The organism is Vibrio celticus, assembly GCF_024347335.1.
In the GTDB taxonomy this organism is placed as follows: Bacteria; Pseudomonadota; Gammaproteobacteria; order Enterobacterales; family Vibrionaceae; genus Vibrio; species Vibrio celticus.
In genome coordinates this window covers 3,511,642-3,525,378 of sequence record NZ_AP025463.1, presented here as the reverse complement: position 1 = coordinate 3,525,378, position 13,737 = coordinate 3,511,642, and the positions used below count along the sequence as shown (strand labels likewise).

9 protein-coding genes and 1 pseudogene are annotated in these 13,737 nt (G+C 41.6%); 9 read left to right on the top strand and 1 reads right to left on the bottom strand.

The genetic code is table 11. From position 1 onward, the window contains the following. Positions 1 to 30 precede the first annotated feature (30 nt). The 4 genes from OCV19_RS15810 to OCV19_RS15795 all read left to right on the top strand — a co-directional run bounded on the left by OCV19_RS15810 (position 31) and on the right by OCV19_RS15795 (position 5,322). On the top strand, positions 31 to 1,224 hold the full coding sequence (locus OCV19_RS15810) for a BaiN/RdsA family NAD(P)/FAD-dependent oxidoreductase (RefSeq protein WP_065677346.1): 1,194 nt from the start codon (positions 31 to 33) through the stop codon (positions 1,222 to 1,224). Between the two features lie 132 nt (positions 1,225 to 1,356). Next, positions 1,357 to 2,184 (top strand): TnsA endonuclease N-terminal domain-containing protein, encoded by an 828-nt coding sequence (locus tag OCV19_RS15805; protein WP_065677347.1) that lies wholly within the window; start codon positions 1,357 to 1,359, stop codon positions 2,182 to 2,184. After that, positions 2,171 to 4,309: a Mu transposase C-terminal domain-containing protein gene (locus OCV19_RS15800; protein ID WP_065677348.1), complete on the top strand. Its 2,139-nt coding sequence runs from the start codon at positions 2,171 to 2,173 to the stop codon at positions 4,307 to 4,309. The genes OCV19_RS15805 and OCV19_RS15800 overlap by 14 nt, the downstream gene beginning before the upstream one ends. Beyond that, positions 4,306 to 5,322 carry an ATP-binding protein gene (locus OCV19_RS15795; RefSeq protein WP_244499599.1) on the top strand — a complete coding sequence of 339 codons (1,017 nt, stop codon included), beginning with the start codon at positions 4,306 to 4,308 and terminating at the stop codon, positions 5,320 to 5,322. The genes OCV19_RS15800 and OCV19_RS15795 overlap by 4 nt, the downstream gene beginning before the upstream one ends. On the opposite strand, the pseudogene OCV19_RS15790 reads toward OCV19_RS15795, so the two are convergent. Further along, positions 5,264 to 6,796: pseudogene (locus OCV19_RS15790) on the bottom strand (IS3 family transposase). The gene OCV19_RS15795 and the pseudogene OCV19_RS15790 sit on opposite strands and share 59 nt — an antisense overlap. A 156-nt stretch (positions 6,797 to 6,952) precedes the next feature. On the opposite strand from OCV19_RS15790, the gene OCV19_RS15785 reads away from it, so the two are divergent. The 5 genes from OCV19_RS15785 (at position 6,953) to OCV19_RS15765 (ending at position 13,631) form a co-directional block, all read left to right on the top strand. Further along, complete coding sequence (locus tag OCV19_RS15785) at positions 6,953 to 7,369, top strand: hypothetical protein (RefSeq protein WP_244499604.1); 417 nt, start codon at positions 6,953 to 6,955, stop codon at positions 7,367 to 7,369. Between the two features lie 32 nt (positions 7,370 to 7,401). Beyond that, the gene (locus OCV19_RS15780) at positions 7,402 to 8,976 is read left to right on the top strand and encodes a TnsD family Tn7-like transposition protein (protein ID WP_065677644.1); all 1,575 of its coding nucleotides are present in this window, start codon (positions 7,402 to 7,404) and stop codon (positions 8,974 to 8,976) included. A gap of 89 nt (positions 8,977 to 9,065) precedes the next feature. Continuing rightward, positions 9,066 to 10,700 carry a type I restriction-modification system subunit M gene (locus OCV19_RS15775; protein ID WP_065677643.1) on the top strand — a complete coding sequence of 545 codons (1,635 nt, stop codon included), beginning with the start codon at positions 9,066 to 9,068 and terminating at the stop codon, positions 10,698 to 10,700. Between the two features lie 4 nt (positions 10,701 to 10,704). Beyond that, on the top strand, positions 10,705 to 11,934 hold the full coding sequence (locus OCV19_RS15770) for a restriction endonuclease subunit S (protein WP_065677642.1): 1,230 nt from the start codon (positions 10,705 to 10,707) through the stop codon (positions 11,932 to 11,934). After that, complete coding sequence (locus OCV19_RS15765; RefSeq protein WP_065677641.1) at positions 11,931 to 13,631, top strand: AAA family ATPase; 1,701 nt, start codon at positions 11,931 to 11,933, stop codon at positions 13,629 to 13,631. The genes OCV19_RS15770 and OCV19_RS15765 overlap by 4 nt, the downstream gene beginning before the upstream one ends. Positions 13,632 to 13,737 lie beyond the last annotated feature (106 nt).

Genomic DNA, 13,737 nt, shown 5'->3' with positions numbered 1-13,737 from the left:
GGCTGCAAAAGTGAAGAAAAGCAGAACCACATGAGTGAAAAATTTGATGTAATCGTAATTGGTGCGGGCGCCGCGGGCTTAATGTGTGCTGCGGAAGCTGGTAAACGCGGCCGACGAGTGCTGGTGGTTGATCATGCAAAGAAACCAGGCAGAAAAATTTTAATCTCAGGTGGCGGCCGTTGTAACTTCACTAACTATGATGTTTCAGCCAACAACTTCCTGTGTAACAACCCTCACTTCGTGAAGTCAGCTTTATCTCAATACACCAACTGGGATTTTATCTCGATGGTGAGCAAGTACGGTATAGAGTTCGAAGAGCGAGACCACGGCCAGTTGTTCTGTGTGAATGACCATAACTCAAAAGATATCGTCACCATGTTGCTAGCAGAGTGTAAGCAAGCAAAGGTTGAAGAGCGTTACCGTTGTGATGTTCATTCTATTGAGAAAACAGACGCTGGCTTCAAGATGCATCTCAACACCGATGAAGTAGAGTGTGATTCATTGGTGATTGCAACCGGTGGCCTTTCAATGCCAAAACTAGGCGCGACGCCATTTGGTTATAAAGTGGCAGAACAGTTTGGTTTATCTGTGGTACCAACAACCGCAGGTTTGGTGCCATTTACTTTGCACAAAGAAGACAAAGAAGCCTTTGCTGAGCTTTCTGGCATCGCGATTCCTGCCGAGATCACCGCGCAAGACGGCACTTTATTCAAAGAAGCGCTGCTGTTTACTCACCGCGGCCTATCAGGCCCTTCGGTACTGCAAATCTCTTCATTCTGGAAAGCGGGTCAATCGGTTTCGATTAATCTAGTACCAGAAGTGGATGTGGCGGAGTTACTTGAAAACTCTCGCGAGAAGCACCCAAATCAGAGCCTGAAAAATACCTTAGCGAAAGCATTACCAAAGCGTTTTGTTGAGGTGTTGATTGACCGTAAAGAGCTTGAAGACAAGCCGCTCAAACAGTTCAACGAAAAGCAGCTAAATGAAATTGTAGAGCATCTAGAGAACTGGAAAATTGCACCCAACGGCACCGAAGGCTACCGAACGGCCGAAGTAACTCTAGGCGGTGTGGACACCAATCACCTATCGTCAAAAACCATGGAATGTAAGAGTGTCTCTGGCCTCTACTTCATCGGTGAAGTAATGGACGTAACCGGTTGGTTAGGCGGCTATAACTTCCAATGGTGTTGGAGTTCTGGCTTTGCAGCAGGTCAGTGGGTTTAAGCTTGTGTAGAGACAATAAAGTTTGTCTCTTAGACAAATAGTTTGTCCCTTAAGGTGTTTTGGGACAATAGAGTTTGTCTGTAGTGAGTTTGGTTACTATGATGAAAGTAGGTGATTTTTACTGGATTTAGCATGGGACGTGGCCGAAAAATCGAGTCGTTGGATGATTATCAACGGCACTTAAAGAACAAATACGGTATAGGTCAAGGCGCTAACTATAAACCTTGGCTTAGGATTCAGGATGTAAAATCTAAAGGAATACGCTCTCTGATTTATGGTAGGAAATCTCAAAGAGACCACCATATGATGTCCTCAATAGAAAGTGAGCACTTTTATCTTGCTGAATTTTCGAGCCGTGTAGTTGATATCAGAGAACAATTTCCTCTCTTCCCTCTAAATTTTACGCAGAAAGTTGCTAAAACTCTTGGGGTTAAACACCCTACCCACCCTCATACGAAAGAACCGATTATCATGACAACGGATCAGTTGCTCACGATAGACTCCCCTCAAGGTATTATATATCACGCTGTTTCTGCAAAATCAGAAGAAGATTCTAGTGATCTACGTGTACTGGAAAAAAATGACATCGAGAGGGTTTGTTGGGAGTTGCTTGGGGTTAAATTCAGTTACTTTACTGGGAATGAATTAACAAGAGTCCAAAGCAGCAATCTTCAATGGGCTACCTCACCTTTCCGTAAGAACCCTGCGATCTTTTCATCCGATCTGGTTAATTGCGCGCTCTCAATCTTAACTGTTCGCCAGTACTTTATTGAAGATCTTTGCAATCAACTAATCTCATTGAATGTCACTACTCATGAAGATGCTATGTTACTAATTCGTTTCTTAATCGCTGATAGACACATTGAAGTGGATATTTCTACAAATATTGTTGAATCAGGGCTTATTGACGTAACGTATGTGGCTGAACAACAAGGAGGAATTCTATATGGAGCTTCCTAGAAATAGCGTTTGGAGTGTGAATGACTCGGAGTTGCTCGAAGATGGTCTCTATCGTTTGTTGGATATTATGTTGGAGGTTGAGTCTATTGTTCTATACCCACTTTCAGATACATCAACAACAGCTAAGCCGGTAGCAATTTCTCTGGATGGATTTATAGAACTTGCTTCAAATCACCAAGCTAAAATATCGCAGTATGCATTACCAAGCTATCTCTTAGTTGATGAAGACAATGTTCCAGAGAATTACATTGTTAAACGTGACAAGAACTTTGAGTTGATTAAAGGGTTGATTGTCGATAGAGAGTTTCTCTTCGATTATGCGACAAGACAACGCTCTAGCTATTTGACACCGCATGCAAAGAAAGTCGGTACATACAGTAAAGCTCTAGCTAGATTACTGAGCTTATACTGGCGAAATGGGCAGGACAAAATGGCTCTCTTGCCCGCCTTTTCGAAAAGTGGAGGTTCTGGGCGAGAGCGAGCTCCAACAACGACACCCTTGGGCTCACCAAAACAACCAAGAACTATAGCTATTGATAGAGCAGACAAGTTTATTGTTCGTGATGGCGACAAGAAAAAATTCAAAAAAGCGTTAAAGAAATATTACCTCAAAGAATTAGGGCTGACGCTGGCAAAAACTTATGACAACTTGCTTAAAGATAGCTATTCAAAAGAGATAAAATTAGCTGAAACTTGTGGTAGGCCTCCTTTAGTCCCAACCAAAAAACAGTTTAGTTATTGGCGAACAAAGCTATTTAGTAAAGATCAAACAATCAAACAACGAACCTCAGAAAACGATTACCTCAGAAACAAAAGAGCTGCGCTAGGGAGTATAACTGATCGAAGTTACTTGCCTGGAGCTCACTTCGAAATTGATGCAACCGTTGCAGATGTGCATATCGTATCTGAGCTTGGGTCTCAGTATATCTTAGGGCGTCCGACGATTTATATCGTTGCAGACAGAGCGAGCCGAATGATAGTTGGTATGCATGTATCGCTCTATCATGCTTCATGGCGATCTGCTCGTCAGGCTTTAACAAATAGTTTCTTACCTAAATCTACTTACTGTAAAAGCTTTGGCGTAGATATTGAAGATTCAGAATGGCCTTGTGCTCATATCCCCAATGAGCTGGTCTGTGACAATGGTGAAATGATTGGGGTGCAGCCCAACAAAGTACTGACGCCAATGACGAAACTATCATTTACTCCACCATATAGGCCAGACTGTAAAGGTGTGGTAGAGAAGCGATTTGATATTATAAACAAAGAGGTACTTCATGAGCTACTGGGTACAACACGAGGTGGGCAGGTTGTACGAGGTAGTCGAGATCCTAGAAAAGATGCGATTTATACGCTTAAGGAAGTTACGGTTGAAATAATTAAGGCTGTACTGGAGCATAATCGCTCGATTCTTGATGGCTTAGCTTTTTCTAGCCCTTTGCTCATTGAGAATGATTTATCTCCGACACCTCTTAACTATTGGAAAATACATCTCGCAAAACATAGGCATGAACTTCAATCCTCTAACCGTGATGAAGTTATAGCTCGATTACTGCCCTCAGCAGAAGTCAGCATGACTCGAAGCGGAATTTACTTTAATGGTATGTATTACTCGTGTTCAGAAGTTGAAGAACTTAATTTAGCATCTGTCGCTAGGTCATCAGGACGTTGGAGACTAGAGGCGCGTATTGATGAAAATACAACGAATTACATCTATGTTCGCTTAGATAAAAACAGGGAATTCATTAGGTGTGACTTGTTACCTCGAAGTCGAATGTTGGGTGATAAGTCTATGTATGAGTCTAACTTTATTCAGGACTGGCTTGATACGAAGAAAGAATTAACACCAATATCAACGACTTCAATTGATGATCACAAGCATCGCCAGGAAGTAACCCGACAAGCGAAGAAAAGAAGCAAAGATGCAGAGAAAGCCTCTTTTAGGGATAAAACTGCTAATACCCGTCAACGTCGAAAAGAAGAGCTAGAAGCAACCACAAATATGATTGTATCAACCCCTGAACTTTCAGCCACTAATGAAATGTCTGCTCCCCTATCTACCGGTAACAAAGTTATTCCGTTGCCAAAAGGAAGAAAAAGAAGAACTAGTAGAGGTGAGTCATGAGAATTGAACCTGCTATATATCAAGATGCAATTCTGCCGGAGCATCAAGGGAACCCTCTCATAGAAGCACTTCCAGCTAAGAAAACGTGGGAAAGTGTCATGGAGGTCTTTAGCAATTATCCTGACTATTCAGAAGAAATTTCTGAACACCCAGATCCATTGGTTCGCGATGAATACCTAAACCGCATTGAAGAAATTAGACAACCACTAACTGACTATGAAGCGTGCTTTAGAGCCGTAGAGAGAGCCATCAAAAAGGGTTACTCCGCAAAGAACCCGCTAAGTCCTACCACAGAACAGTATTTGCATTATATTGTTGATGAAAAACCTGATATAGAGCCTCGAACGGGCTTCTTTCAGCCTAAAGGTGACGGACTTACTCTGATTGGTGAAAGTGGTGTTGGTAAAACTTCAATGGTGGAGCAAGTTTTAAATTACTTCCCGAATGTTATTGAGCATGAGTTATATCAAGGGCAACTATTAGAGTTAAGGGAACAAGTTGTTTGGATAAAAGTTGACTGCCCTAGTAGTTCAAGCGTTAGGGACTTATGTGAAGAGATTTTATCGACATTAGATCTGACCCTTGATAGGGAAAAAACTAAGCCAGCAGGAACGATAGGTGCTTTAGTTCGCCAGTTAGAGCAGTGTATGAAATCATGCTTTATTGGCATGCTCGTTATTGATGAAATGCAGAACCTAAAGTTCACGCGAACAGGTGGAGAAAATAACTTATTAAGATTTTTACACAGATTGATGAATAAACTAGGTGTTCCACTCTTTTTCGTAGCAAATCCTCCATTTGATGAATCATTATTTAAAGAACTTAAGGCGGCTCGTCGCGCTGAAAGTTGCTATCACCACACTATGTCTGTATTGGAACGGAACAGTGCTTCGTGGAATGCTTTTGTGGAGCAGCCGGTGTTTTTCAAGGTAGTTGTCATCATTTGCTTACTTATTAAGCAGCTTCTCTTTCTGGATTTAGGTGAACGTCACCAACAGGCGCACAGTTCCTGATATCACCAGACCACCGCTCAGGCTTTCGCTGTTTTGCAGCGAGCAATACCTCTACACGACGCTTCAAGATCTCTTTATCTTTTCCATTGTGACGCTCTGAAGGCGTGACGTAATTTAGCTGACTGTGCTTGTGCTCGGTGTTGTACCAGCGTACGAAGGCTTCAACCCAACTTCGGCTACTATCGATTGTTTCAAAGCCCTTTGTTGGCCAGCTTGGCATGTACTTTACCGTGCGGAACAATGACTCAACATACGGGTTATCATCACTGACTCTTGGGCGACTATACGATGAAGTAATACCTAACTCTTCCATTTTGGCTTTGAACGTCAACGACTTCATCGGCGCACCATTATCGGAGTGAAGAACCAGCGCTTGATTGAAGCACTGCTCTCGCATCAACGTTCGTTGCAGAAGTTGTGACGCCAGCTCACCGCATTCATGCTCATACACTTCATAACCAACAATTTTTCGACTGTAGATGTCCTCAATGACATACAGGTAATAATGTTGGCCTCGAACTTTTGAAGGTAAGTAAGTGATATCCCACGTATAGACTTGGTTCGAGTCCGTCGCTGTGTAACTGGTTGGCTTCGCTTGCTTCTGTCTGCTCCGCTGACGACCTCGTTTGTGAAGTTGCCCCTGCGTACTCAACACTCGGTAGTAGCTCGACTCAGAGGCGATATACTCACCTCTATCAAGCAGTGTCGGGACGATTTGAGTTGGAGGCAAGCTTGCGAACTCAGAGCGGTTACACACCTCGATTATCGCATCACGCTCTTCCTGCGACAGCTTGTTAGCAGGCTCAGGTCTGAGGCATATTGGCCTTTTGTCAGCTTGAACTTCACCTTGCTGATACCAGCGACGATACGTTCTCAAGTCGATTTGAACTTCATGGCAAGCTGGCTCTAAACGACATCCGCATTGCTTCGCTTCAAGGATAAGAGTCACTATGGTCTGCCTTTCATCGGTTGAGGTTAGTCGTCCTCTGGCTCTTCCCCGTAAAAGGCTCTCAGCTTTTTTCTTAGTACCAAGAGAGCGGCCGTTTCAGCGAGTGCTTTTTCTTTGAGTCGTAAATCTTTCTTCAACTCTTTGATTTCAAGTTTGTCAGCTTTAGCCTGCTTCTTTGCTTCAGCTTCCTGCTCTTTACTCGACTTAAACCCTTGCATACAATCGCTGCGCCAGCTTTGATTTGCTCTGGAAAAAGACCTTTTCACGACAATATTGGCTGAGTTCACTTTCTGTCATTGAGTAGGTTTCAGCGACGATGGCGAGTTTAGTTTGAGCAGACCACTGCTCTGATGAAGTGTTGCTATTTGGCACTGCGGCTCCTGAACGTCTGAGTTGCTTGCGCCAATGATACAGGGTCGCAGTGCTAATTCCTTCCTCTTCCGACACTTCTTTAACTGACATTGAATATGGAGGCAACAGCTTCTTCAATATAGCTTCTTTTCTTTCTACTGAGATACGAGACACAATTACTCTTTATCGCCCAAACTGGTTAAATTTTAACAGTGACAACTACCCTGCCAGATAGGGCAGCTATGGAATTACCAATGGACAAACGTTTATACAGAGCTTACAGAAGAGCTTAATGCTGCACTCCATACACTTTCGGTTGGCAATATAGATATGGCGAGTCGTACTTACCGAGAAGCACAACGGTTAGTTATTGGTGCTGATGATGAGCGTATTACTCCTGCAGCATTAGAGGCCGGCTATGCTGCGGCATGCGGTCTATCAAGACAAACCAGCGAAGTAAATATTCTAAAAGGTGCAACATCGTTACCTAAAGGGAAACAACGCAACGTACAAAGAACAAAGAAGCTAGCGGTAAAGACTGTCGATAAAACCGGTGATATCACTAAACCTCAGCACCCAGAGTTTGCATCTAAGCTTATTGAGTTAGTAGGCGCAGTTGATCTAAAAAGCCGAATTGATGACCCTGACCTGTTCCAGCAAGCTGCAGGATTAGAGGACCCTATGCGTTACCTAAGATCTCGAAACATCGTTCTTGACGATCCACTCTCAGAACTCGCCTATAGTTAATTAATAGGTCTTATCTAAACAGGAGGTTCATCATGCAGCTACCTAAAGCACTAGCTGATGAGTCTCTCTTTAGCCGTATATGCCGTTATTTGACTATTTGTGAATGTACCCTTGAACAAGCTCTGCAACAACTTGTAGATGATGGGAGAGCTTCTATTCATCCTTACCTAACATCAAACATACATATCATTGCTCAGTTCACAGCAGACTCGCCCAAGGTACTTTTATCACGTCAAACTCTCCGCCCTCTATTTGCTTATTATTTACCACAATACTGTACCGTTATTGAGGATGTCACTGCTGCTTCAAATGACATTATAAGAGCGAGTCAACTCTCTACATTTCGTGATAAAGAACCTTTATCTGTAAAGCACTGCCCTTTATGCGCTAAAGATGAGGTATACAATTTTGGTGTTGCTTATTGGCACCTTACTCATCAGGTTCCTGGTGTCGAGGCGTGCCCAAAACATGGCACTTGGTTAGTTCACAATGAGCTCTCAGATCGTAGCCATGCTAATGGTCATTTACTTCCTGATACCGGAATACAACCTATTAGTAGTAATGAGCTAGCGAGGGTGTTCTCACTGTTTGTATTCAACAAATTAAAAAGTATTCAACGTGAGAAACGAAGCGATGAGGTTTGGTCTGATACTTACCTTCGACAGCTGCATACCAATGGTGGTTTAACACAAAGTGGTCGAGTCAAAAGGAAAAAGATAGCAAAAGAGTTATTTGAATTATCAGAAGAGTTGTTCCCCACTTATTTCGATCTCTCCCCCAAGTCTTCAGAAGACTATCGTTTTGTTTCATCTCTGCTTTCTGCGCAGTACCCTCAGCATCCATTTAAGCATCTATTGTTCGAGTTCTATTTATCTCGCTGTCAGTCCGAAGATGAATCTGAAGCTAGTATCTTGAACGTTCAGGAAGTTCAAACAAACAAAGAGGAACAATGTTGTGATTTGTTGAAGTCTGGATTATCAATGGCAGCAGTAAGTCGAGAGATTGATAAAAGTAGGTGTTATGTGAAAAGCACCGCTTTGAAGAACAACATTCCGGTCAACTTGAAACCTAAAGTAATCACCCCAAGCCTTAAAGCTGCTGTAGTTAAGTTAGCTAAGAAAGGTTTTCATCGTGATGTATTGGCTAAACGTCATGGTATTTCAACAGGTAGTATAGAGTTGATTATCTCTACGACAGCAGGGCTAGTTGAATATCGGAAAAAGTGTAAGGCTGAATCTTTGCGGCGTAGATACCGTTGTCAAATATTGCGATTTATTGCTGCAAATCCAAATGTTTGCCGACAAGAAGTTAAACGTGCTCTTGAAGCTGCATTTTATTGGTTGTATACCCATGAGCGCGACTGGCTTGAAAGTGTACTTCCCGCTGCTATTCAAACTCAACATGTAGACCGAGTAGATTGGCATCTGCGAGATGAGGAACTTGTTGAAGCGGTTCGAGATTTGATAATTTCTTCAAATTCTAAATTGTCCCGTACCGAATTGGATCTATGCTTGGGTGGGCACGGTTGGCTCACCTCCAAAATTGCAAAGCTGCCTAAGACAAGAGACTTCCTACGAGATAAAGGTCTATTCCCTTCGAATTCATAACATGTCTTATTTGTTGATAAAGCTATGCTTCTTGCCTTATTAAGTTTGATAGAATACCACTCAGTTAATTTCATATTGAGTATGCGTAAATGTCAGATTTTAAGAAGATTGAGCAATTAGAAAAACAGCTTTGGAGTGCCGCCGATAGCTTGCGAGCAAATACAGGCTTAACAGCCCAAGAGTACTCCCGCCCAATCCTAGGTCTGATTTTTTTGAGATACGCGGAATTTCGCTTTACTCAGGCTAAAAACAATATTGAAAGTAAAGGTAGCTCTCGCCGTCGTGGTAGTAGTGATATCAAATCGAAGATACAAGCTGAAGGTGCAATGTATGTACCTGATGCTGCGTTGTATTCAAACCTTTTAGCATTACCTGAGGGTTCTAATATTGGCGTTAATGTCAATAATGCGATGAAGGCTCTTGAAGCGGAAAACGAGGCTATTAAAGATGCCCTACCGAAAACATACACTCGCTTTGATAACGATATTCTAAAAGGGTTGTTGAAAAACTTCTCCTCAATCGACTTCAGTATGGGGTCAGATGTCTTTGGTCGTATCTATGAATACTTCCTCAACGAGTTCGCTAAAACAGAAGGTCAAGGCGGAGGCGAGTTCTTCACACCTTCAGCATTGGTTCGTCTAATCACAGAGATTATTGAACCTTACCATGGCAAGGTGTTTGATCCTGCTTGTGGTAGCGGTGGCATGTTTGTCAGTTCGGCTGATTTTGTATCTAGTCATAATAAAAACGCCTCTGATCAGCTATCCATTTTTGGTCAAGAAAAGACGGGTGATACGGTTCGGTTGTCGAAAATGAACTTGGCTGTACATGGATTACAAGGTGACGTTCGAGAAGGTAACTCTTATTACGAAAACCCATTTGAATTGGCAGAAGGTGAGGTTGTAGATGGTAAGCTGCATGGTCAGTTTGATTATGTAATGGCTAACCCTCCGTTTAACGTTAATGAAATTCAAAAAGACAGATTAGAAGACGACAAAAAGCGTTTTCCATTTGGTATGCCACGTAATGACAACGGCAACTACCTTTGGATTCAGATGTTCTATTCTGCCTTGAACGAGACGGGGCGAGCTGGCTTTGTGATGGCTAACTCTGCCAGCGATGCTCGTGGGTCTGAACTAGAAATACGTCAAAAGTTGATTGAAGAAGATGTGGTTGATGTAATGGTTGCTGTTTCGACTAACTTTTTTTACACAGTAACTCTACCTTGTGCATTATGGTTTTTAGATAAAAATAAGCCAATTCATAACAAGGATAAAGTGCTGTTTATCGATGCGCGCCCTATCTTCCGTCAAGTGACCCGTGCTGTGCGTGACTATACCAGTGAGCAGTTGAACTTCATTGCTAATATTGTTCGCTTATATCGTGGTCAAGCGGTTGATAATACTTATTTAGAAACACATCCGGATGCAGGGAATGATGGATGTTATACGCTTGAACAGTTTTTTAAAAATGAAGCTGGTGAACTAGATTACAAAAATATCGCTGGTCTTTGTAAAGTTGCATCAAAAGCAGAAATAATTGAACAAGGTTACAGCTTAAACCCTGGTAGATATGTGGGTGTCGCGGAAGGTGAAAAGCTAGAAGATAAAGATTTTAGTTTACAATTCAAAACACTACTTGAAGAGCTAGAAGTTTTAAATATTGAAGCCCATGAATTGGAAACTGTGATTTCCCAAAACGCTAATGCAATTCTAGGTCGCTAATTCGATGACTATTCTAACAAAAGTTAAAATTCAAGACCTTGGTAGAGTATTTACTGGAAGTACACCTCCAACTAAAGATGAAATGATGTGGGGAGGGGATCACCTTTTCGTTAAACCTTCAGATTTAGTTAAAGGTTCAAGACGAATAAATTCCACCGAAAATATGTTAACTGAAGCCGCAACTAAAACTGCCAAAGGTAGGCTATTACCAGCAGGGACCACATGTGTTGTAACAATAGGAACTATTGGGAAACTGTGTCAGTTACATAAACCTGCTGCAACAAACCAACAAATTAATTCCATTGTTGTGGATAGAGACAAATACGACGAAGACTACATTTATTATCTGATGTCTCAAAGTATTGATAAAGTAAGAGTTGTTGAGGGGGGATCTGCTTCTGGGAGAGAGCATGTCAAAAAAAGTACTTTTGAACAAATTGAATTAGAAGTACTTCCACTTGAGAGTCAGAGAAAGGTATCAAAATTAGTTGCTCAATATGACAATCTAATCGAAAACAACAATCGCCGTATCGCTATTTTAGAAGAGATGGCGCAATCACTTTATCGTGAATGGTTTGTGAATTTCTCCTATCCAGGCCATGCGGATTGTGCCCAGAGCAGCAAAAAACCAACCCTAATAGACTCTCCCTTAGGTAGCCCAATCCCCGACGGTTGGGAGGTTAATTCACTTAATGAGCTTATCGACTTTAAGAGGAATACAGTTAAAAAAGGAAATGTTTCTCCTAAGACACCATACATGGGGTTAGAGCATTTCCCTCGTAAATCGATTGCCTTAGCCAATTGGGATGAAGTCGATGAGATTGGTAGTAATAAACTTGCTTTTGAGCGTGGAGATATCCTATTTGGAAAAATAAGACCTAACTTCCATAAAGTGGGCGTTGCGCAAATTGATGGGCTTTGCTCATCAGATACGTTTGTATTATCTCCAGTAGATTCCGATTATCATGCACTTATTAGCATGGTGACATTTTCAGATGAGTTTGTGGCACAGGCAGTTCAGACTTCGCAAGGTAGCAAAATGCCTCGTGCGAGTTGGGATGTATTAAAAGAGTTCCCTGTTTGTATCCCACCACAAGATATCCTTGCAAAATTCAATGCCGCTGTAACTCCTGCAATTGAACAGGTCAGGGTCTTAAGTCTTAAAAACAGAAACCTTAAAAAACAGCGTGATATGTTACTGCCTAAGCTGATCTCTGGGGATATTGAACTATGAAGATTTTCTATCAAGGCTATGGAGCTAGAGGAATTAAACCAAGGGCTTTGGCAGCGGAGCCTAATGCGTTAGTTTTAACCAAAAATAGCTGGGATGACTATGGAGTAAAAACAACATTTGATGCGGACTTATACTTTGACGGCGAAAAGTTAGATTTTAGTTTCCATGTGAAGATTCTGATAGAAGGTAGTGTTGACACCTCTTCAACACTAGATTTTCTTATAGCGGATGGATGGAATGGTCTTTTCCCTATACCAGATAAGAGTTATGTATCCTTACCATCAGATATAGAGTTCTACTCAATTATAGTATCCAAATTAGGTAAAGATAAGGCTGGGGAACTACTAGATAAGCTTGCGGAAGCTGGGTACTTGGAGAATATTCTTCAAGAGGGTTCGGTAAATGTTCTTACCAGTAGTGCTGAGTTCTCTGGTTCTTTACTGCGAGAGAGTGGAGCTATTAATGCTTTTAGAGATGGATGGAAACTATTTTATGATGAAGATATTCGAATTGAAGACTTTGAGCTAAATGTACAGACTCGGGATAACACATCGGTACCTATACCATTTAAGTTTAGCTCAAGGACTCTACCAGCAGATATAAATGTCTTAATTGGTCCTAATGGTATTGGAAAATCATTTTGCATTAAGTCATTGGTCGAGTATTGGTTAAGAACTGGAATGGGGGCACCAGATGAGCTCGAACAATCAAAGCATACCCCTTTCGATATAACACCTAATTTCACCAAGATGGTTTTAGTTTCTTATAGTTTATTTGAAGAGTTCCCTCTCGATTTGGAGGGTGCAGATGATCTTAATGACAAGCAAGCTTATAAGTACTTTGGATTTCGAAAGCGATTTGAGGGTAGTGAGTGTATCGAGAAAGACTTACCAAAGCATCAATCTGCAGAGTCGATAATTAAGATCATTTATGATGATTACAAATTTGATTTTGTTGAAGGGCGGGTTAAGAAGTTTCAAGCTGTGGAAGAAGCTATGCAAAGAGCCTTTCATTATGATGCTTTGTTATTAGAAGTATTAGATGCAGAAAAACTAGACGAATTACCTGAAGCCATACTAGAAATAGTTTTACTAGAAATTGATGGGAAACAATACCTTAAACTTTTCCCTCAACTACCGAAGTATTTAGGTAAAGAAACAGCTCTTGAGGCATTCAACTTAAAGGCTGGTATCGAGTTTACTTATAACCAACAGTTGTGCCAATTGAGTTCAGGGCAATATCTTTATACCTGTACGTCCATTAATGTCGTTGGTGAACTGAGAGAGAATTGTCTAGTAGTAATCGATGAACCAGAGCTCTTTTTACATCCTACATTAGAAATTGAATTTATTTCACTTCTCAAAGCGATACTGGAGCCGTTCAAATCTAAGGCTATTCTTGCTACTCATTCGCTATCGGTTGTTCGGGAGGTTCCATCTCGATGTGTGCATATATTTAGACATGGAGAGTTTGGGCTAGATATTGTCCCTCCTCCATTCGAAACTTTTGGTGGTGATATGCAAAGGATTTCGACATATGTGTTTGGGGAAAACTCTGTAAGTAAGCCTTTCGAAGAGCGACTCGAAGCATTAGTCGTTGAGCATGGTAGTAGGGAGTTGATCAGAGAGCTTCATCGAGAAGTCAATGAGGAAATGATCATGAAAATAATGGACTTAGGGCATAAATATGGTTGCTAAGCTAGATATTGCATATTTCGGAGCATTCCGATCAGTCATTTCGGGATTATCCGATCACCCATTTCGGTTTAAACCGATCACTGATTCCGCGATTATCCGATCACTT

What these genes read in the sequence shown, in the direction of transcription:
- OCV19_RS15810 (WP_065677346.1), top strand. Translation starts at nt 31, where the DNA reads ATGAGTGAAAAATTTGATGTAATCGTAATTGGTGCGGGCGCCGCGGGC.
- OCV19_RS15805 (WP_065677347.1), top strand. Translation starts at nt 1,357, where the DNA reads ATGGGACGTGGCCGAAAAATCGAGTCGTTGGATGATTATCAACGGCAC.
- OCV19_RS15800 (WP_065677348.1), top strand. Translation starts at nt 2,171, where the DNA reads ATGGAGCTTCCTAGAAATAGCGTTTGGAGTGTGAATGACTCGGAGTTG.
- OCV19_RS15795 (WP_244499599.1), top strand. Translation starts at nt 4,306, where the DNA reads ATGAGAATTGAACCTGCTATATATCAAGATGCAATTCTGCCGGAGCAT.
- OCV19_RS15785 (WP_244499604.1), top strand. Translation starts at nt 6,953, where the DNA reads ATGGCGAGTCGTACTTACCGAGAAGCACAACGGTTAGTTATTGGTGCT.
- OCV19_RS15780 (WP_065677644.1), top strand. Translation starts at nt 7,402, where the DNA reads ATGCAGCTACCTAAAGCACTAGCTGATGAGTCTCTCTTTAGCCGTATA.
- OCV19_RS15775 (WP_065677643.1), top strand. Translation starts at nt 9,066, where the DNA reads ATGTCAGATTTTAAGAAGATTGAGCAATTAGAAAAACAGCTTTGGAGT.
- OCV19_RS15770 (WP_065677642.1), top strand. Translation starts at nt 10,705, where the DNA reads ATGACTATTCTAACAAAAGTTAAAATTCAAGACCTTGGTAGAGTATTT.
- OCV19_RS15765 (WP_065677641.1), top strand. Translation starts at nt 11,931, where the DNA reads ATGAAGATTTTCTATCAAGGCTATGGAGCTAGAGGAATTAAACCAAGG.